Source organism: Pseudoalteromonas atlantica (genome assembly GCA_007988745.1).
GTDB lineage: Bacteria > Pseudomonadota > Gammaproteobacteria > Enterobacterales > Alteromonadaceae > Pseudoalteromonas > Pseudoalteromonas atlantica.
Window position 1 is genome coordinate 1 of sequence record BJUT01000064.1, and the last position, 20,679, is coordinate 20,679.

Below are 20,679 nucleotides of genomic sequence, written 5' to 3' on the forward strand. Positions count from 1 at the left end.
CAAATTTAGTAATGACAAGTAATATGATATCTCTGCGGAGTGGTAGTTCAGTTGGTTAGAATACCGGCCTGTCACGCCGGGGGTCGCGGGTTCGAGTCCCGTCCACTCCGCCATTTGATATCGTAACAAAATTAGTAAGTGCATTACCCCATGCACATACCACTGCGGAGTGGTAGTTCAGTTGGTTAGAATACCGGCCTGTCACGCCGGGGGTCGCGGGTTCGAGTCCCGTCCACTCCGCCACTTGTTATTTCCTCAGTAGCAAGCAATAAATAATTTCCTTATTAACTAATCCAAATATAATTTTTTATCAGCTATCAGCTATCAGCTATCAGCTAAATAATCGACTACTTAATGCTAACCTGCTAATATTCCTGCCTATTCTTTAATATTCAGCTTCTTATATCTGCATGAATAGCCAAGAATCTAGTCTCACTTTAAAAAAGGAAGCACTAAAATGAGCACACTAGGTCAACAAGTAAAGCAGCTAAGAAATAATAAAAAATTGAGCCAACCTGAATTTGCCCAGCAAGTAGGGATAGAGCAGAGTTATTTATCAAAACTTGAAAACGATAAATCAATTCCCTCGAATGAAATATTTAGAGCCTTATTGATAGCATTAGATCTTTCAATTGATGAGTTTATGAAGCCGCTTGTATCAAGTCATGATAAAACCAGGCTTATGCAGATACCGGATGTTGAGCAGTGGTATAAAAATAAAGCTGTGAGCACTTCAGTAACTCAGCGTAAATTGATTTATTTAGCAATGTTTTTAATTTCGTTTGGGTGTGCACTATTTTATGCAGGCCATAAACATTATGTGTTTAACGAACATTTTTATGAGTATCGCTCAATTGGAATTATTAAAAATGATGAACCACTCAATGTTTTCAATCATTGGAAAGATTATATAATAGATCCCAGTGCTGAAAAGCGTACAGCTAAACTTAAAGAGATGCTTGCTAGGCGTGTTGAACTTTTTAAATTAATGGATGAGTATATCGGTGAATCATTTGTCGAAGAAGTGACGGGTGGTAAACGTGTTTATACAACAAATGCTGTCCCACGCTACATATCACATGCAGGTAATACCTGGCTTGAGTTTATTGGATTATTTACAGCTGTGTTTGGTTTAGCTCTGGCGGTATTAGAACCAAAATTAACGCGTCACGCATAAAAAGCTGTATGCAAACAAGCACACAGCTTTTATCTTAAATTTAGCCCATAGTTGTATGGGCTTAAGCGCTATTTTAGATAGGTATCTAAAAAGTTTAAGTAAGCGTTAGAGGCTGTTATACGGTTTTCTTTTTTAGTAAAACCATGCCCTTCATCATCAAACAATACATACTCTACTGGCACGCCATTGGCTTTGACTGCGGCAACGAGCTCATCGCTTTCAACTTGTAAAACGCGTGGATCGTTAGCGCCTTGTATTACCATTAAAGGTTTAGTGATATTTTTAGCATGAAATAGTGGCGATATAGCCCGATGACGCTCACCATCTGTTGCAGGGTCGCCCATTTCATCGTACAACGCCTTTTTAAAACTCTCCCACCAGGGTGGAATTGAGTTTAGCGTTCTTACCCAGTTAGTAACCCCAAAAATATTAATACCGACTTTGAATTCTTCCGGCTCAAAAGCAAGGGCAGCAGCAGTCATAAAGCCGCCGTAGCTGCCCCCTATGATGCCAATTTTATCTGCATCAACCCACTCTAAACTCTGCAGGTGCTTTTTACCGTACACAATATCTTGTAAGTCGTCAGTGCCGTGCTTTTTATCATCCAAATGAAAAAATGTTTTGCCGTATCCTGAACTACCTCGGTTATTAACGGCAAAAATAGCATAGCCATGATTAACTAAATGTTGTTGCATTGCTCTGTAACCAGTACGGCTTTGCCCACCAGGACCACCATGCACCCACACCAGCGCAGGTACTTTATTGTTTCTGTTAGCTTGTTTTGGTTTATACAACACGCCTGGTATTTCTAGAGTATCAAAACTTTTAAAGCGTACAATGGTGCTCTCTACTAAGTCGTTTTGATCTATGTCTTTACTTAATGTGTTAGTAAGCTGCTTAGCTTTATTACTACCAACTTGCCAAACAAATAAATTGCTTGGTGAGGTGTCTGAGTTTAAATAAAACGCCATGGTTTTCTCGTCACTTGAGAAATTCACACCGTGTAAATTACCATTGGGTAGGGCGGGCATAGCAACTTGTTTACCTGTCAGAGTATCTAAAATAGACACTTTGGTACTGGCATCGGCATTGACACCACTTACTTGGTAGCGACCAGATTTAGAAAAATAGATAAAGGTTACATCCCACTCGTCTTCTAAGGCCGGCGTGTGCTTACCTGTGGCTAACTCATAGCGCCACATTTGTGAAAACTCGCCTTTTGCGTCTGTAGAGTAATATAAATATTTACCATCAGCAGAGAAGGTTTCAGGCGTATATTGTGCGGGATCATCATGCTGGGATATAAGATGTGGCTTGAGGGTTTTTTTATAAGTGTCAAGAATGTATGTATCACTGTCTTTATTGCTATTATTTTTAGATAAAGCAATAAAGCGTCCATCGGGGCTAATGGCGCCAACATCTAATCCAAGCTCATTTTGATAAACAGGAGACACTTTATAGGTTTCACTATCTACACGATATAAATCCATAAATTTGGCATCACGCTGATTACTTGAGATAAAAAACTGGCTGCCGTCTTTTGTAAAACCTGCAAAGCCAGCTCGTGTTTCATCGCCAGGGGTTAAATCTTTGATTGAACCGTCAACTTCACGCACGTAAACATGGTATCGTTCGTTACCGCCTGAGTCTTTGGTAAACAATATACGCTCATCATTAGGGAAATAGCGTACTGGGTAAGTACTGTCTTCAAAATTAGTTAAGCGGGTTTTACTACCGGTTTTAACATCGACTTCGTATAAGCTGTAAATGCCGCTTTCATCGCTACTGACTAACACTTTATCACCACTTGGTGAAAAACTACTGCCCATAATAGAGGTGGTGTCAAAAAAAGTTTTTGCGTCGTAGGTTTTTACTTGTTGTGTTTGCTCAGTTTTTACAGCGCTAGAGCCTAAACTATTAGATTGATTGCAACCCGCTAATGCAAGAGATACAGCGCAGGTAATACAGGCAAGTTTGAGGGCTTTTTTCATAGGTACATTCCTTGGTTTATAGTTATGTTTTCATTTAGAAGTGTTGACCGAACGTTTTTCAAACGCAAGTATTTCTGATATGCAAACAGTAATAAAGTGTTACAAACCATAAATCGTTTTTATATAAGTATTCGCTATAATGATAACTCGTTGAAAAGTGGGTATTTATGATAGAAGTCATTGGGTTACATAAACAGTTTGCTGAAAACATATTGTACAATGGTTATAACGTGCGATTCTGTGCACCTAAAATATGCATCGAAGCACCTAATGGCCAAGGGAAAACAACTCTATTGATGATATTAGCGGGGCTTGAAACTTACGAAAGTGGTGAGCTTTTGTTTTCTGGAAACGCATTAACCGAACCACATAAGCAAGTTGCTATAGCCTCTGACAGTATTGCTTTACCCGACTTTTTAACAGCAAAGCAAATAATTAACTTATCCTCAAATACATTTGGCTGTTGTTGGCCAACAGCTATAGTCGATGGGTTTAATTTTAATGAATTTCTAAATACACGCTTTGACGCTCTATCATCAGGGAACCAAAAGAAGTGTCAGTTAATTTTAGCGCTTATGCGTGATGCACCGTATTTACTGTTAGATGAACCCAGTGCAGCGCTTGATCAAGCGAGTATTGAGTATTTACTAATTTTACTTGATGAATATTTAGTAAATAAGCCACAAGGTCAAATAATTATCACCTGTCACGAGCCCGAGCCTTTTTTACTGCATGGCTTTGAGTGTACGCCTTTATGATTGCAAATTTAAAACAATCAATTGGCCAATACCGCTCTTTTATGGATTATCGTTTTCTGGCATACAAGACTGAACTTACACAATTATTATTACAACTGAAAAGCTTTGGGGTGTTATTTTTAGTGGTGTTAGGCTCGTCAGTGTTGGGTTTGATATTGCTACTTTTTTTAGGGCTTGGAAAAATTATTGATAGTAGTGATGCACCTCAATATGGTGCGAAAATGGCTTGGCTGTATTTGTTGCTACAAAGTGTAATGTTAAGCGCAATGAAGTCTGCAATAAAAAACTCAGCCCAACGAGCGTTTCAACAGACATTGGTTAAGCGGTATTGGCTTGGTTTGGTGGATATAAAGCTTTTGCTGTTAAGTAATGGCTGGTTGATTGCAAGCCTTGTTATCGCGATTGACCTGAGCATAAACCAGTGGCTTAGGGTGCCGCATTTTTTGGTGTTTTTACTATTACAATTTACGCTCGGCATTTTATGCTTATACAAGCCAATTGCGCTTGTTTATGGATTTTTGTTATCTGCAATGTGGCTAATGTTACCGTTTGATTTAAGTCCACTGATTTATCAGTGTGGCTTTGTGCTGTTATTTGCCTTAAGCACCTTAATGGTACCTTTTAATTTTGCAGCTAAGTTAGAGCTAAGCTCACTTACAGGCTTTTGGCTAATGTTTTTTATACACAACAGCTGGACTTTGATTTGGCGAGGTGCTTTATTGTTGTGCGTATTTATGGCATTTGAGGTACTACTACAAGAGCGCGCTAATTTAGCTGATATATTTAGTATTTTGTCACTAGCTTTTGTGGTGTTGTTTAGTAGTTCATTACAATTTGATTGTAGTCATCTACATCAACAATATAGTGTGTTTTTTAAAATGCAGAATAAGCAAACAGCATTTTTTATTGGCCAATTTGTTCCTAGTTTAATTGTGCTCTTACTTTCGCTTATTGTTTTTTTTGCTTTATTCAACCAAGCAAGTGGCTTGTTGCTATTAACTGGCATTATTTGGTGCGCACTCCAACAAGCTATCGTGCAAAAAAAACCAGCGCATTACGCGCTGGTTTGGATGATCACAACAGGCGGACTGTTGGCTGCGTTAACCTAACGGGTTAAGCTGCATCTGCTTTGCTGTCTTCACTTTTACGTGCGGCTTTGCCTGCTAATAAATCAGCTGGGTCAAAGTCATCAACGTTAATCACATCTAAGCGGGCTTTTTCAACAGCGGCTAATTTATCAGCTTCTGCTTGGCTTAATATGCCAGCTTCAAGGCCCATTTGCGCTACTTTATCAAGTTGGAAGAATGGCAGTTTAAGGCCTTTTTCTTTACATACTTGTTCAAATAACGGCTCTACAGCCAGTACGTCTTTAAGTGTTTGCTCTTGACGGCCAACTAGGTTTAGTGGCTCATCTTTTAAGTAAACATAGCTTGCTAAACGGTTACGCGTTTCGCTAGGTACTTGAAGTAGTTGTGCTAGTTTATGCTCAAGTTTGTCGGTAGGTTTACGAACCGGGCGACCAAACGGGAATAACAATACTTTTAATACGCCACGTAATGGGGCAGAGGGCATGTTATTGATTAAATCAGCAAGGGCACGTTGGCAGTGGTAAAGATGATCCTGACAGCTCCATTTTACTAGGGCTAAATCTTCTTGTTTACGGCCTTCATCGTTATAACGCTTAAGCGTTGCAGACACTAAATATAAGTAGCTTAGTAAGTCACCTAAACGTGCTGAAATACGTTCTTTACGTTTAAGCGAGCCACCAAATACCGCCATGCTAATGTCAGACATAAGCGCAAGCGATGCACTAAAGCGTGATGCTATACGGTAAAACTCTGCGGTGTCGTCTTTGTACGGTACGCTAGTAAAACGTGCACCGGTAAGCGCAAGCCACTTAGTACGTACAAGGTTCGACATTGTAAAGCCAATGTGGCCCATTAGCGCTTTATCAAATACGTTAAGCGCTTCTTCGCGGTCTTCAATTTTACAAGCACCAAGCTCGGTTAGTACAAATGGATGACAGCGAATTGCACCTTGACCATAAATAATCATATTACGGGTCAAGATGTTGGCACCTTCTACTGTTATAGCAATAGGGGCACCTTGATAGCCACGACCTAAATAGTTATTTGGCCCAAGCATAATCCCTTTACCGCCAAGTACGTCCATTGCATGAATGGTCGACTCGCGCATTTGCTCGGTTAGGTGGTATTTAATAATAGCTGAAACAACCGATGGCTTTTCACCTAAATCTACCGCACCCGTTGACATACTAACTGCTGCATCTGAGCTGTAAGCGTAACCTGCAAGTTTAGCCAGTGACTCTTCAACACCTTCCATTTTACCAATTGGTAAACGGAACTGACGACGAATACGGCTGTATGCACCTGTTGCTACGGCAATTGTTTTAATGCCACCGGCAGAGTTTGACGGCAATGTAATTGCACGGCCAACCGATAAACATTCAACCAGCATGCGCCAGCCTTGGCCAGCCATTTCTGGGCCACCAATAATGTAATCAAGGGGTACAAAAATATCTTTACCGCGAGTCGGGCCATTTTGAAATGGTACGTTAAGCGGGAAGTGGCGACGACCAATTTCAACACCTGGCGTGTTAGTTGGAATAAGTGCACAGGTAATGCCTGGCTCTTTGTTGTCGCTTAGTAAACCATCTGGATCTTGTAGTTTAAAGGCAAGACCAAGTACTGTAGCCACTGGTGCAAGAGTAATGTAACGCTTGTTCCAGGTAAGGCTAATACCTACTACTTCTTCACCGTTCCATTGCCCTTTACACACTACACCGTAATCAGGAATTGAGCTTGCGTCAGAGCCTGCTTCTGGCGAGGTTAATGCAAAACATGGAATTTCTTGGCCTTGGGCTAAGCGCGGTAAATAATGATTTTTTTGATCTTCAGTACCGTAGTGCTGTAGCAACTCACCAGGACCTAACGAGTTAGGTACACCTACAATTGACGATAGCAAGGTCGATTTACTGGTTAACTTTTGCAGAACACATGATTGTGCAAACGCAGAAAACTCTAAACCGCCGTATTCTTTTTTGATGATCATGGCAAAGAATTTATTATCTTTTAGATATTGCCATACATCTTGCGGTAAATCGGTAAGCTCGTGTGTTGCTTCCCAATCATCTAGCATGCTACATACTACTTCTACAGGGCCATCAATAAAGGCTTGCTCTTCAATAGTCAGCTTTGGTACTGGGTATTGGTGTAGCTTTTTCCAATCTGGGTTACCACAAAATAAATCAGCTTCCCACCACGTAGTACCGGCATCGATTGCTGACTTTTCAGTGTCAGACATGCTTGGCGTTACTTTTTTAAAGGTAGTAAAAATCGGCTTGATTATATATTGCTGACGAATGCCAGTAACAGAAAGAGGAACTGCGATGATCAAAAAGATCAACCAGCTAATTAAACCAAAAGCACCTGCAAAGGTACCAATTAATAATGTTGCGGCAGAAACACCAAGTGCTGTGTTCCAACTCGCTCTGTGGTAAACCGCGATGCTGAGCAGTGCGATTAAACCGAGTGTAAATATGAGTGTCATTGCTTATTCCTTAATAGAGGTCAGACCACCTCAGTTAGAGTAGCGCTAGTGAGCGTAAGTTTCAAGTACATTACAGCGTTAAATTAACGACAAACTAGCCATTATGCTTATCATTATTCCCTTTATAAGGAACAAGCATGCACCACTGCTGTGTTTAATTCAATCACAGCGATTATTTAAGCGCTAAAAATCAGTAAATCAGCTAGCCAAAAAAGTTTTTTTAAGTAAGTATGTCTGTTGTAGCGCATAGCAAAGTACAGCGCTATTTATACGTATTTTTTAAGGGTTAGTTTATTAATGTGTGAATTACTTGGCATGTCAGCCAACGTACCTACGGATATTTGTTTTAGTTTTTCAGGTTTATTAGAGCGCGGTGGTAATACTGGCCCGCATAAAGATGGCTGGGGTATCACGTTTTACGAGGGTAAAGGGTGTAGAACCTTTAAAGATCCTGAGCCAAGCTATCAATCAGAAATCGCCAAGCTAGTAAAAGCCTACCCCATTAAAAGTGTGTCGGTAATTAGCCATATTCGCCAAGGAAACCGTGGCCGAGTGTGCCTTGAAAATACCCATCCGTTTACCCGTGAGCTTTGGGGACGCGAAATTACCTATGCACATAATGGCCAGTTATCTAACTATCACGATTTAAAACCCCAATATTATCGCCCAGTGGGTAACACCGACAGTGAGCTGGCGTTTTGTTGGTTGCTAGATAAAATTCGTGAAAAATACCCAAAACGTCCCTCTAATATGGCCTCTGTATTTAGATATGCGGCTAAGCTTTCGCATACGCTACGTGAAAAGGGCGTATTTAATATGTTATTGACCGATGGCGTATTTGTATTGGCGTACTGCACGAATAACTTACATTACATAACGCGCCGAGCACCATTTGGTAAAGCAACGTTAATTGATGCCGATATGGTGGTTGATTTTAACGAAGAAACCACCCCAAACGATGTAGTAACAGTAATAGCTACACGGCCATTAACCAACGACGAACGCTGGCAAAAAATGCAGCCAGGGGAGTTTGCGTTGTTTAAAATGGGCGAACTAATTTAGTTAAATAGCCTAAAAGTAAACACAAAAAAACGCGATATAAAATCGCGTTTTTTGTGTTTGCTATCACCGTGTTTACGGCGCTTCTGATCTTACTTCGCTGCTCTCACTTACTGGAGTAGAAACAGGCTGGGTAACGGTAAATGAATTCATTTGTACTTCAAACTGCTCCATGCCTTTTTCGCCTTTCCACATACGTACAAGCATGTAGTCCATTTCTGGTGCAAACCAGGCAAGGGCTTGGCGTTTATCGTTATCGTATAAACGTTTTACTTTTATAGCTTCTACGTTACCAATTGGCAGCGAAATCATTTCTTTGCCAACCACTTCAAAGTTGTAGTCGCGGCGATTGCCTTTTTTATCAATAAGCGGAAACGAAAAATAAGTTTCGCCTTTTTTTAAGCCTTCGCGTACTTGTACTTGATACGAAATAGCATCTTGAAATTCGTCAGTCCATTCGCACTTTAGCGGGTATTCGCTAGTACTGCTGGTGACCACTTTATTTTGTGTATCAAAGTCTATTTTATAATCTTTATCTGGGCCGGTGCCGGTACGCACCATATTGTAATGATGAGGAGTGACTTTGTTATCTAAAAAAGTAAATACTGAGGTTTCTTCTCGCTTGTCAGAGAAAATCATCCACTCAATATTGCTGTGATAAGTAAGTTGATACGTTTGCTCGCCAACTTTTTTAAGTTCGCGTACTGCCTCGCCATGATTTTTACCTTTGCGTAAAATATCGTAGCTGGCTTGATACTCTGTTAGTTCGCCTGCAATTAGGCTAGTAGGAAGTAAAGCGCCCACACATAACAGCAGGGCACTTATTTTTTTATTGTGGGTAGTGCGCGCCGTGTGCAGGAAGTTGTTTTTCGTCAAGAACTGCATAATCTGCTTCCATAGTAAGTCTGTGTTCACTGAACCATTTGACCACCAAAGGATAAATTATATGCTCTTGTTCGTGCACGCGTTTAGCTAATGTTTCTGCTGTATCATCCTTGAGTACAGGTATTTGCGCTTGAAGAATAACGGGACCGCCGTCTAACTCTTCAGTTACAAAATGAACACTTACGCCATGAACATCGTCTTTTGCATCAATTGCTCTTTGGTGGGTATTCAGCCCCTGATACTTAGGCAACAAAGATGGATGAATGTTCAACATTTTTCCAACATATTTTTGCACTAAGCTAGGAGTAAGAATACGCATAAACCCAGCTAATACAACTAGATTTGGCATAAAAGAGTCAATAACGTTCATTAATTGCGCATCATAGGCCTCGCGCGAGTCAAAATCTTTGTGACTGAGCACTTTTGTAGCAATACCTGCTTGTTTTGCACGCTCAAGGCCGTAAGCGTCTGCTTTGTTACTTATAACAGCCGCTATGTGTCCGTTTATTTCGCCGCGCTCGCAGGCATCAATAATGGCTTGTAAATTAGAACCACTACCCGATATTAATACCACTAAGCGAATGGGTGCCATTACTTAGCACCACCTACAATTTCTACTTGCTCTTCGCCGGCAACAGCATCTTGAATTTCACCAAGGTGCCATGCGTTTTCGCCAAGCTCTTTTAAAATGCTTAAGCTTTGCTCTAGCGCATTGCCTGGTACTACTAATACCATGCCTACACCACAGTTAAATGTACGGTACATTTCGTGCGTAGTAATATTGCCGTTTTCTTGTAACCAGTTAAAAACGGTTGGCCACTGCCAGCTATCGCCTTTAACTACTGCTTTTGCAGAATCAGGTAATACACGCGGAATGTTTTCCCAAAAGCCGCCGCCAGTAATATGCGATAGGGCATGCACGTCTACTTGCTTAAATAGCTCAAGTAAAGGTTTAACGTAAATACGAGTTGGCTCTAGTAAGTGCTCGCCTAGTGTTTTGCCGTCAATAACTTGGTTCGTATCGGCGTTTGATACTTCAAGCACTTTACGAATTAAAGAAAAGCCGTTTGAGTGCGGACCGCTAGAGGCAAGGGCAATAAGTTGATCGCCGGCTGCTACTTTTGTGCCATCAATAATTTTAGATTTTTCTACTACACCGGTACAAAAACCGGCCATGTCGTAGTCTTCACCATCGTACATACCTGGCATTTCAGCTGTTTCGCCGCCAATCAGGGCACAGCCAGAAATCTCACAGCCTTTACCAATACCGGTTACTACATCGGCCGCTGTGTCTACATCTAGTTTACCTGTTGCATAGTAATCTAGAAAAAACAGGGGTTCAGCGCCTTGTACTATTAAATCGTTTACACACATTGCAACTAAATCAATACCTACAGTGTCGTGTTTTTTTAAGTCGATAGCTAAACGTAGTTTAGTACCTACACCGTCAGTACCTGCTACTAGTACTGGCTGTTTGTAACCTTCTGGAATTTCGCAAAGAGCGCCAAAACCACCAATCCCGCCCATTACTTCTGGACGACGCGTTTTTTTAACTACGCCTTTAATACGCTCAACAAGTGCATTACCAGCGTCGATATCTACGCCCGCGTCTTTATAGCTTAATGACTGTTTTTGTTCGCTCACAGGTTTTCCTCAAATAATTGCTTGGGGTTGTTTTTCGATAGCTTAGAAACGCGCGTATTTTACAACAATTGCAACTGCGCGGCTAGCTCAAATATAGTTTTGAAATAATTAACAAGGACACTTGTCCGCTATTAGTTTGTTAATTGCACAAAAAAAGCACCCTGGGTGCTTTTAAGTTATTTATGCTTTGGCAGTTAGTATTGCTCTAAGTGGAGCAGGGTAACCTTCAATGGTTTTACTGGTATCGTTTGGGTCTAAAAAATCAACTAACGATTCGTTTTCCATCCAGTCGGTCCTGCGTTGCTCATCAAGCGTGGTAATTGCGCAATCTTTTATTTGCACATCTTTAAAGCCAACGCGTTCCATCCACAGTTTTAGTGCAGCAGTACTTGGAATAAACCAAACGTTGCGCATTTTTGCGTAGCGGTCGGTAGGTACCAGTACGGTGTTTTCATCGCCTTCAATTACTAACGTTTCTAGTACGAGTTCGCCACCTGGACGAAGCTGCGCTTTTAACTGCGCTAAAAAATCGATAGGCGAGCGGCGGTGATACAGCACCCCCATAGAAAACACCGTATCAAACGCTTTAAGCTCGGGTAGTGCCTCTACACCTAATGGTAATAAATGCACGTTTTCATCTGGGTTGTAATGTTTAATGGCCTGAAACTGACACAAAAATAAATCAGAAGGGTCAATACCTACTACAAATTCAGCGCCTTCACCGCGCATACGCCACAAATGATAGCCAGAGCCACAGCCTATATCTAATACTGTGCGGCCTTTTAAAGGCTCAATATGAGGAAGCAGGCGATCCCACTTCCAATCGCTGCGCCACTCTGTGTTTATTTCAATACCGTGTACAGTAAAAGGGCCTTTGCGCCATGGCATCATGCGTTTTAATAAATGCGTGGCTTGTTTTTGCTCGCCTTCGCTCATCTCCCCCGGTGCGCCAATTTCTACTTTAGTGGCGATATCAACGTGGGTTGTTTTTACTTCTGGCAGATTTTTAAGTACTTTTTGCCATTTTGGTAAATCGCCATGGCTTGCCTCGTTTTGCCAATGCTTTAATTGAGCGGGCAGGGTTTCTAGCCAGTGGCTAAGTGGGCTTTGTGCAATTGCTGCGTAAAATTGGTTAAACCATTGAGACATAAGTCACTCTCTTTATTTAATTGCTACCATTGAGCAAAAATTAAAACATTGATACCACACCTGCGTTTGGCTAAAACCAATGTCGCTTAAACGATTAAAGTGAGTGCTTAGCGTATCGGGGCGCATCACGTTTTCAATGGCAGTACGTTTTTGGCTTATTTCAAGCTCTGAGTAGCCATTGTGGCGTTTAAAGTCGTGGTGCAAATCAATTAATAAATTATCGCACTGCTCGTTTTCGGCTTTAATTTTTTCGCTAAGGAGCAGGACGCCACCGGGTTTTAAGTTAGCGTAAATTTTTTCAAGCACGGCTTGGCGCTGTAAAGGCGGAATAAATTGCAAGGTAAAATTCATGGCCACTACCGACGCATTTTGAATCTCAAGCTCGTTAATATCGCCTAAAGTTACTGTAACAGGCACGTCTGACTTAAAGCCTTGTAAATGTACCTTACAACGCTCAACCATAGCTTGTGAGTTATCTACAGCAATAATGTGGCAGTTATCGGTGCGAATATTACGGCGCATACTTAGGGTAACCGCACCAAGCGAGCAGCCTAAATCGTAAAGGTTTGAATTACTTTGCGCATATTCACCGGCCAATTTACCCATAGTGCTTACAATGGTGGCGTACCCAGGCACAGAGCGCTGGATCATATCCGGAAAAACCTCAACCACATTTTGGTCGAAGCTAAAATCTTTTACTTGTTGCTCAGAGGCGTAAATACTGTCTTTTATACTCACTAAGGCAGTCTCTTTAAAAATAATGGCACTATTTTAACATTTTATACTGGATAGTCAGTGATAAATTCAGTAGCTTGGCTAGAATTATGAATAATAAGTATAAAAGAGAACGTTAAATGAGCAAAAGTAAGGTAATTAGCACAGACGATATTTTAGCAACCCTATGTCATTCAGTGACGGGTGTTCTGTCATCAGCCAGTGGTAACGAAATTAGCTACTCGGCTATGGTGCAAAAAATAACGCGCACCTGTATGCGTCCAGACATTGGCTGTTTTGTATTATTTGATGGTGGCTTTACAGGGCTGGTAGTCACTAATTTTACAGCGCAAGCGGCAATGGAAATTTACGGCGATTACATGCGCAATATGGGCATGCCTGAAGAAGAAATTGCCCACAGTCATTTATCAGATGACGTTTCAAATGTAATGGGCGAGCTGATGAACCAAATTGTTGGTGACTTCACTTCTAAAGTTCGTGAGCAGTTACATACCTCTATTACGCAAAACCAGCCAAAAATGATGGCGATTAATAAACAAGTGCAAATATCGGTTGATACCACTATGGATCGCCCACAAGCACGCCGCGTAACCTTTACTACGCGCAACCAAAATATCTTTTACCTAGAGCTGGCAATGGATAAAACAGAGTTTATTAAACTACATGACTTTGACATTGTAGAAGCGATAGACCCTGATGACATTATCGAAAACGAAGCTAAGCAAAAGGCCGAAAAAGCAAAAGCTAAGTCAAAAGAAGCAGAACAAGATGATGCCGATGATGACTTTATGGCTGAGCTAGGGCTGTAATGTAGGTTGGGTTGAGCGAAGCGAAACCCAACGTGCTTTTGAGCTGTCAGTTTTAAGCTATCAACAGAAAAGTTAGTTAAAAGCGCGACTAATATCGCGCTTTTTCGTCATGTTAGATTTATTTTAATCAGTAAACCTACTCTTTAAACTTATAACCCACACTATAAACCGCAGCTATTGGGTTTAGCCCTGCTTGAACGTCGTTAATCTTTTTTCGTATATTTTTAATGTGTGTATCAATGTTGCGATCGGATATGTCGGTAGTGTCGCTGTATACGTTATTAATAATATCTTCGCGGGTGAAAACACGACCTACGTGGCTTATAAATAATAAAAATATTTTAAACTCGACGGCGGTAAAGCCAATGCTTTCTCCGTTTAAGCGCGCTTCGTAATCGTCTTTGTATAATTGAAAATTATTATGATTGATAATATTTATTTTAGGCTGGCTGGTTCTTCTTAGTACGGCTTTTATGCGTGCTATCACTTCTTTGGGGCTGAAAGGTTTGCATATGTAGTCATCGGCGCCGATCTCTAAACCCAGTAAGCGGTCTATTTCTTCACTTTTTGCGGTAAGCATAATAATTGGTACACTTGAAAAGGCTCTAATTTGCTTACATAGCTCAATGCCATCAACATCTGGCAGCATTAAATCAAGAAGTATTAAATCTACTGCGTTTTGTTTTACAAAACTAACCACACCTTTGCCACTATTAAAGTGCTCAGTTACGTAATCTTGTTGCTTAGCATAGGCAATAAGTACCTCTGCAATGTTTTCTTCGTCTTCAATAATAAGTATTTTTTGTGATGTCATTATTTTAACCTAAAAGTCTCAGCGTTATTTTTACCTCTAACCCACCAAGTGGCGAGTTGTGCAACGATATTTGACCGCCATGTGCCTCTACTATTTGTTTGCAAAGCGCAAGTCCTAAGCCCGAGCCGCCGTGCTCTCGGCTTCGAGATTTTTCAACCCGATAAAAACGCTCAAACAACTTTTGTAAGTCGTTTGGTAAAACACCTGGGGCTGAGTCTTGTAAAATAAGCTCAATGTTATTAGGTGTTTTGTTGGCAAGTATTATTACTTGCCCACCTTTATGCGTGTATCTACAGGTATTTTCTAATAGGTTTGAAAATAATTGTACAAGGCGTTCTTTATCGCCATTTATTATACATTTGCCGGCTTTGGTTAAGCTTTTGCTGTCTACATTTAATTCACGCTCTTTAAAGCGAGCGGTGTAGTTTTCAATTGATTGCTCAAAAATGTTTATCAAATCAATATGTGCATTGTTATAGGTTAAATTAACGCTATCTGTTTGTGCTAGTTGAGCTAGGTCGTCAACAATGTGACTTAAGTTATCTACTTGGTTTATGAGTAAATTAATACGCTTTGTGTCGGCTGTAAATACGCCATCTTGTATGGCTAGTAAATGCGTGCGTAGTACGGTAAGTGGGGTTCTTAATTCATGGGATGTGTCTGACACCCATTGAAATCGCATTTGTTGGTTTTGCTCAAGCGTGTGGGCTAAGGTGTTAAAGTTGTTGGATAGGGTACCTAGCTCATCTTTACTAGAGGGGATGATTCTGCTGGCAAAATTTCCTTTTGTTAACTCATCGGTGCCAGTCACTATTTTTTTTATTGGTTTTATTAAATGGCGAGATAACACAATAGCCATAATAAATGCGAGCGTAATAACGAGTAACGTGATCATAAAGTAGTTATGAAATTGCGTTGCTAAAAACGCTTTTGCTGGGCTACTTTGCACAAGTTTTGAAGGTACTAAACCTATCCAGCCTATAACGTTATTGTTTAATAAAATAGGCTCTATATGTGGGTGGTCGTTTAAATTAGCTCTGCCAACAACAACCTTTTTATTTTGATCATATAAACTTATACGTTGTCCTGTTTTAAGGGAGTCTGCAGGTAAGTGTATCCACAATAAAGAGGGAGTTGCTTTACTGCTATTTGGTTTGGGTGGGGAGCTTGTGTGTTTATTAGTTTTAGGCTCGCCTGGCTTTTTTTGCGGCTCTACAATAGAGCGCCATAATTGCGTGTTTTGCTTAATGGCTTGCCAACTGCCTAATTCGTTATATAAATTAACAAGTTGATGCTTAACCATTGCTACATGCTTTGTTTCTTCTTGTTCAACAAATTTGTTAAACCCTGACGAAAAGGTCATGTATATAAACACAAACATGAGCCCAACAAGGGCGATATTAGTGATAAAAAAAGCTAAAAAGAATTTATGTATTAATTTCACTGATTTGCAAATAGTAAAGATCATCACATTAACGTACTGAGCAGTATTGCATATTGATTATGTGCCTACAATTAGCGTATTTTGGGAGTTGCTTACTAAAATCCTTTTTAAGTAAGCTTTTTAGGTATGTTGATTTTATGGATTAGAGCTTTATTTTTGCGGTATCGCCAGCACTCAGTAACTTATATTGTGGTTTTACAAAGCTTGCGTGTACTGCGCCTAAACTTTTAGGGAACGATATAGCAAGCTCATCCACTGTTGAAAATGTGTGCTTCGCTTGAAAAACAATTTCTAGGTCGTGCGCTTCGTTGTTGCTGGTGGTAAAAGCGACGCGTTCAAACACGATAACTTGCTGATTTACACGTAAGCTCGTTTTTTGTTTAAGTGCATTTTTTACAAACTCTTCTTGTTGCTCTGTACTTAAATTTGTAGGCATAAGCTTATCAATATCGCCCATAAGCCATGCTTGCTCGCTTTGCAGCATTGAAATTAAATGCTCAGCATTAGTTAATACTTTAACCTCAACTTGCCCGTCTCTCAAAATTACTTGGGCTGTTGTGTTTTTCAATACATGGGCGCTCACTTGAGCGCTCGTACTTGTTAAAATACACGCTAGCATTAGCCATTTAAATTTTTTTAAAAAATACATAATTACTGCCTTTTATTGAAGCGGTTGACCTTTTTGTTTATTGAGGTTGCTCAATTGTTGCTTTGCAAATAAGGGTGTTGTCGGTTTCTAAGTCTTCGCCCCATATGAATTTTGCGTTTTCATCCCAGTTAATATCGTCGTAACCGTCTTTTGGCCCTACATCGGCAAAGTTGTGCTCTACTGCATTAGCCCAATGCGTATCGTCAAAGTTACTTTGCAGCCAGTTAGTGGGCGCTTCTTTTGACATAAATGTACAAGCGCCTTCGCCCGCAACTGGGGTTGTTTCGCTTTCACATGATTTGTTAAGCGGCGCTTTGTGAAGTATTTCGCATTTAAAGCTTTTACTGCTTACCGCAACTACTTTATTTGTATCGGTGTCGGTAAGTTGCATAATAAAACCGCCATCACCCATTTGCTGATTTTTAGCACCGATGTATTCAAGCCCAGTGTCGTTTTGCTTAAAGTCTTTAATTATTAAATTAAGCTCAATAGGGTAGTTTGCAGAAAACGTAATGCTTTGTGCATTAAATGAACGCTCTGTGGTTATGGGCACAGAATCTTCAACAAGTAACTGCTCGCCTATGTAAGCTGTAAACCAGTTATCAGCCCATGCTTCTAGCTTTAAGTTATGCTTGCCTGTAATGGCAGGATTTGTATTTTGCTTAGTGACTGAAGGAGTAAGGTGATTTGGTTGCGGGCCTCTACAAAATGTACCTGTTTGAACCTTGCCACGATTACTGATAGTTTTTTGTTTAAAGCTATAGCAGTCTTTTCCCTGTGATGCAGGGCTGTAGGTTGTAAAGTAGTTTTCACCTTTGTATGAATAGCTCATTGTACGACTGCCGTTTTCAGAGATTGTGTGCGTTAGATTTTCAACGCCTCCTTGTGGCGGGCGCAGGTCGGCTCTTATGCCTTGAGTATCGCCACTAAGTGGTGACACTCTTGGTAATTTAGCTGTATCTACTTCACCTACTAAGCACTGAATAATATATGGCGGCGTAGCTGAAGTTTGATAGCGATAGCCAAATGTGTCGTCGGTTTGTCCGTTACATACATCAAGGTCACCTTTGGCAATTGAACTGCCATCTGGATTTTTACTGCCATACAGCGGGTAACCATCATAAGCCCAGCCAATAATGGCATCGCTTGATTGGTTTTTCATTGTGGCAATCATACACGTTGGCGATACATGATAATGGTAGTCATCACCCCGTCCTGCGTGTCCGCCACATATATCTAACTGTCCGAGTGCTAACGTGTCGTGTTTTTCATCGTAGCTATTTACGTCCAGTTCACCTTGCGAAGAATAGTCGTATATTGGTACGCCATTAACAGCAACACCTACGGCTGCATCAATTGTTGTTATTGTCTTTGCTTTTTTTGGGTTTAGCTTTATAGGTGCAGCGTAGCCTTTAGCTGGAACGGGTATTTGCTCGTTAATACCTGTAATACCAGTCATTACTTCATGATCAGGATAAGTAGATGAGGCAATATAAGCATACTGTTCATCGCACGTAACAGATACGCTTTTATCAAACCCTGCATTACTTACTGATTGTGTAACAGCATCGCAACGAGGTGATTTTACGTTAGCGGTTAAATATGATTTATCAGGCTTTGGCTGCTCATTTGGTTTTGGTCTTGCATTAGGTTTGCGCTCGGCGCTATTAGCACTTCGCGAGTATTTAACCGTCATACTTGCAGTATCGAGCGTAATATTTTTTACAGCAGCGAGTAATGCTGAGCGGTCTACCTTTGTATCACTATTAAAGGAAACCGGTGCAGATAACGCGTAAACAGTATAAGTATAGCTTTTTTCACCTGGGCCTTTAGAGCAAGGCGGCGCGTATTGGTTTAAATCGTTTACGCTATTAGAGCCTACTTCACCGAGGGTTTCGCCCGCTTTAATTTGCGTTTTATCAGCGGCAATATTGTACATAATCCAATACCAATGCATTCCTTCAGGCGCTTTATGATCCATAATTAACGCATAATATTTGGTTGCGTTAGGTGCACCACTCCAGTTAAGAGGGGGGCTAATACTTTGCCCATCGCATGTATAAGTAATAGGTAAGCTATCGCCATCACTTACTTTTGAGCTGGTTAGAGTAAAATCATTGAGGTTTGATTGCTCAAGCGATTGGCTGTTTTGCTTGTTGCAGGCACTTAAGGTTAAGCAGCACAGTGCACTGAGGAAAAAGGCATGGGTATTTTTTATCATTTAAAAACTCCAAAGATTAAATCAACTCTTAGGAGTGTAGTTCTCAAATGTAGGGCAATTATGTAGTTTTAAATGTTTTTGTTTTTATTGAGCCAAAAGGCGTTAAGTTGTCAACTGCTTACGGGGATAAAAGAATGGGTATGGGCGCTTGGTTATGGAAGGATATAATAACTTAAGCATGGGCGTTATTTTCACTCAGTTAAACAACGGTAAAACCCCTATTTTAAATAAGGATTCTCTCCCATCGCCACCACCACACAAAAAATCCGTAAATCTAACTCTAACTGATGGTATTGCGGCTCCATATGGCAGCACAGTTTATAAAAGCTTTTGTTGTGATCTTTTTCTTTAAAGTGGGCGAGTTCGTGTACGACTAGCGCTTTTAACAGTGGCTCGGGTGCGCGCAGTAAGTCACTGTTTATGGCTAAATCGTGCTTACGGGTTTTACCCTGCATGCGGTAGGTGTGAGTACCGAGTGCGTTGGTAACCATATCACCTTGTTTTTTAAATGCAGCGCGGCCAAACGGTGGGGCGTTTTTTAAATACTGCTTTTTTAAATCAGTGGCGTAGCTGTAAAGTAGTTTGTCGGTGGTGATGGTGTGCGCATGTGGGTATTTTTTAAGTAAGTAGTCACATACCTTATTGTTATTTATAAGGCTTAATACTTGCTCAATAATGTTAGCTGGGTAGCCGGTAAAGTAACGTGCGTATTCACTCATTTTTATTCTCTATTTAAAAAAGCGTTGGCTGGTGGGCTTCTTTTTCGCCGCTGAATGGGTTTAATACTGGGTGATTATACCCTAGGTCTTCACAAAACTGCCTAGCGAGTCGTGGAGATTCACGGTTATCGGCAGTATGAAAAAACACATACGGGGACTTCCCCTCATCAAGCCATTGTTTTACTTTACTGAGCCACGGTTTATAAAAGGGTTTATAGTCGTTTTGTAAATCGGCTATTACAAAGCGCGCCATCGGCTGCGAGCCAGTAGCTATTGCATGTACCGGTAAGTGGGGCTTTTTTTGTTGTGCATCTATTAAAGCCTCGGTGGTGGGCTTTACTGCAAAAAGCGCACGGGTATCCATAGAAATACGGTTTATATTATTTGCCATTAATAGCTGATTAAGGGCAATTTCGGCCTCACCTTTTTTAAAAAAATCACTATGTCGTACTTCTACGCCGTAATTCAGCTCTTTGGGGAGCAAGCTAATAAATTGCGTTAATTTAGGTAAATCGCTTGGACCAAACGCTTTGGGTAATTGCAGCATTATTTGCCCTGTTTTTTCAAGTATTGGGGCAAATAACGTAAGCCAGTCATTAAGCTCTGCCTGAACATTACTAAGCGCAAGCTCGTGGCTAAAGCGACGATGAAACTTAAACGTAAATTTAAAGTCCTCGGGTACGCTTTGAGCCCAGCGTAAAACAGTGCTTGGCGCTGGGTCTGCGTAAAAGCTGGTATTGCCTTCTACTGAGTTAAAATGCTGGGCATATTGGCTTAGCATATCGGCATTTTTACATTGGCGGGTAAATAAGTTGCCTTTCCAGGCGCTGCTCGACCACTGAGGGCATCCAATATATAACATAAAAAGGGTGGCTTAATAACTTCGTGGCGTAAGTGTACCAAATACATACGGTGCTTGCTGCAAATTAACATTACAAAGCTAAACACACGCTCTAGGGCGTGTTGAACTTTGTAGATTGAAATTTGTTCAATCTAGGGACGATTTAATCGTGGCGCGAGGTTTGTAACCTAGTGGGCTATAAAAATCGAGCAAA

The 20,679-nt window shown here is 40.8% G+C and carries 18 protein-coding genes and 2 tRNA genes; 7 read left to right on the plus strand and 13 right to left on the minus strand.

Translation table 11 applies throughout. The features are described from left to right. Window positions 1-36: 36 nt before the first annotated feature. The 3 genes from PAT01_RS17840 (at window position 37) to PAT01_RS17850 (ending at window position 1,177) form a co-directional block, all read left to right on the plus strand. Window positions 37-113, plus strand: a tRNA-Asp gene (locus tag PAT01_RS17840). A 53-nt stretch (window positions 114-166) separates the two neighbouring features. Beyond that, window positions 167-243: transfer RNA gene (locus tag PAT01_RS17845), tRNA-Asp, on the plus strand. A gap of 214 nt (window positions 244-457) precedes the next feature. Continuing rightward, window positions 458-1,177: a helix-turn-helix domain-containing protein gene (locus tag PAT01_RS17850; protein ID WP_154945929.1), complete on the plus strand. Its 720-nt coding sequence runs from the start codon at window positions 458-460 to the stop codon at window positions 1,175-1,177. Between the two features lie 68 nt (window positions 1,178-1,245). On the opposite strand, the gene PAT01_RS17855 is transcribed toward PAT01_RS17850, so the two are convergent. Next, window positions 1,246-3,168: a S9 family peptidase gene (locus PAT01_RS17855; RefSeq protein WP_154945930.1), complete on the minus strand. Its 1,923-nt coding sequence runs from the start codon at window positions 3,166-3,168 to the stop codon at window positions 1,246-1,248. A 167-nt stretch (window positions 3,169-3,335) separates the two neighbouring features. Here PAT01_RS17855 and PAT01_RS17860 point away from each other — a divergent pair, with 167 nt between their 5' ends. Then, window positions 3,336-3,926, plus strand: a complete 591-nt coding sequence (locus PAT01_RS17860) for an ABC transporter ATP-binding protein (RefSeq protein WP_154945931.1) — start codon at window positions 3,336-3,338, stop codon at window positions 3,924-3,926. Further along, window positions 3,923-5,035, plus strand: coding sequence for a DUF6136 family protein (locus PAT01_RS17865; protein WP_154945932.1), 1,113 nt, complete (start codon window positions 3,923-3,925; stop codon window positions 5,033-5,035). Before PAT01_RS17860 ends, PAT01_RS17865 begins: the two co-directional genes overlap by 4 nt. A gap of 4 nt (window positions 5,036-5,039) precedes the next feature. Here PAT01_RS17865 and fadE read toward each other — a convergent pair whose 3' ends face one another. Further along, the gene (gene fadE / locus PAT01_RS17870) at window positions 5,040-7,496 is read right to left on the minus strand and encodes an acyl-CoA dehydrogenase FadE (protein ID WP_154945933.1); all 2,457 of its coding nucleotides are present in this window, start codon (window positions 7,494-7,496) and stop codon (window positions 5,040-5,042) included. 297 nt (window positions 7,497-7,793) lie between these two features. On the opposite strand from fadE, the gene PAT01_RS17875 reads away from it, so the two are divergent. Then, the gene (locus tag PAT01_RS17875) at window positions 7,794-8,558 is read left to right on the plus strand and encodes a class II glutamine amidotransferase (RefSeq protein WP_004587229.1); all 765 of its coding nucleotides are present in this window, start codon (window positions 7,794-7,796) and stop codon (window positions 8,556-8,558) included. 72 nt (window positions 8,559-8,630) lie between these two features. On the opposite strand, the gene PAT01_RS17880 is transcribed toward PAT01_RS17875, so the two are convergent. From PAT01_RS17880 to cmoA, 5 genes are all read right to left on the minus strand, one after another. Continuing rightward, a complete protein-coding gene (locus tag PAT01_RS17880; RefSeq protein ID WP_029772580.1) occupies window positions 8,631-9,368 on the minus strand; it encodes a DUF3108 domain-containing protein in 738 nt (245 codons plus the stop codon). 16 nt (window positions 9,369-9,384) lie between these two features. After that, window positions 9,385-10,032: a phosphoribosylglycinamide formyltransferase gene (purN, locus tag PAT01_RS17885; protein ID WP_004588939.1), complete on the minus strand. Its 648-nt coding sequence runs from the start codon at window positions 10,030-10,032 to the stop codon at window positions 9,385-9,387. Further along, window positions 10,032-11,084, minus strand: coding sequence for a phosphoribosylformylglycinamidine cyclo-ligase (gene purM / locus PAT01_RS17890; protein WP_154945934.1), 1,053 nt, complete (start codon window positions 11,082-11,084; stop codon window positions 10,032-10,034). Before purM ends, purN begins: the two co-directional genes overlap by 1 nt. 180 nt (window positions 11,085-11,264) lie before the next feature. Beyond that, window positions 11,265-12,233 (minus strand): tRNA 5-methoxyuridine(34)/uridine 5-oxyacetic acid(34) synthase CmoB, encoded by a 969-nt coding sequence (cmoB, locus tag PAT01_RS17895; RefSeq protein ID WP_054982276.1) that lies wholly within the window; start codon window positions 12,231-12,233, stop codon window positions 11,265-11,267. 12 nt (window positions 12,234-12,245) lie between these two features. After that, entirely contained in the window at window positions 12,246-12,971 is a 726-nt protein-coding gene (cmoA, locus tag PAT01_RS17900) for a carboxy-S-adenosyl-L-methionine synthase CmoA (protein WP_004588942.1), read from the minus strand. A gap of 116 nt (window positions 12,972-13,087) precedes the next feature. Here cmoA and PAT01_RS17905 point away from each other — a divergent pair, with 116 nt between their 5' ends. Beyond that, window positions 13,088-13,777 carry a DUF3334 family protein gene (locus PAT01_RS17905; RefSeq protein ID WP_004588943.1) on the plus strand — a complete coding sequence of 230 codons (690 nt, stop codon included), beginning with the start codon at window positions 13,088-13,090 and terminating at the stop codon, window positions 13,775-13,777. Window positions 13,778-13,913: 136 nt separating this feature from the next. Here PAT01_RS17905 and PAT01_RS17910 read toward each other — a convergent pair whose 3' ends face one another. The 6 genes from PAT01_RS17910 to PAT01_RS17935 all read right to left on the minus strand — a co-directional run bounded on the left by PAT01_RS17910 (window position 13,914) and on the right by PAT01_RS17935 (window position 20,486). Next, a complete protein-coding gene (locus tag PAT01_RS17910; protein ID WP_154945935.1) occupies window positions 13,914-14,591 on the minus strand; it encodes a response regulator in 678 nt (225 codons plus the stop codon). A 4-nt stretch (window positions 14,592-14,595) separates the two neighbouring features. Then, a complete protein-coding gene (locus PAT01_RS17915) occupies window positions 14,596-15,972 on the minus strand; it encodes an ATP-binding protein (protein ID WP_318299769.1) in 1,377 nt (458 codons plus the stop codon). 205 nt (window positions 15,973-16,177) lie between these two features. After that, a complete protein-coding gene (locus PAT01_RS17920; protein WP_154945937.1) occupies window positions 16,178-16,684 on the minus strand; it encodes a hypothetical protein in 507 nt (168 codons plus the stop codon). A gap of 37 nt (window positions 16,685-16,721) precedes the next feature. Further along, the gene (locus PAT01_RS17925) at window positions 16,722-18,905 is read right to left on the minus strand and encodes a YHYH protein (RefSeq protein WP_186807305.1); all 2,184 of its coding nucleotides are present in this window, start codon (window positions 18,903-18,905) and stop codon (window positions 16,722-16,724) included. Between the two features lie 218 nt (window positions 18,906-19,123). Then, window positions 19,124-19,624, minus strand: a complete 501-nt coding sequence (locus PAT01_RS17930) for a M48 metallopeptidase family protein (protein WP_138686105.1) — start codon at window positions 19,622-19,624, stop codon at window positions 19,124-19,126. A gap of 13 nt (window positions 19,625-19,637) precedes the next feature. Beyond that, window positions 19,638-20,486: a DUF72 domain-containing protein gene (locus PAT01_RS17935; RefSeq protein ID WP_138686104.1), complete on the minus strand. Its 849-nt coding sequence runs from the start codon at window positions 20,484-20,486 to the stop codon at window positions 19,638-19,640. Between the last annotated feature and the right edge of the window lie 193 nt (window positions 20,487-20,679).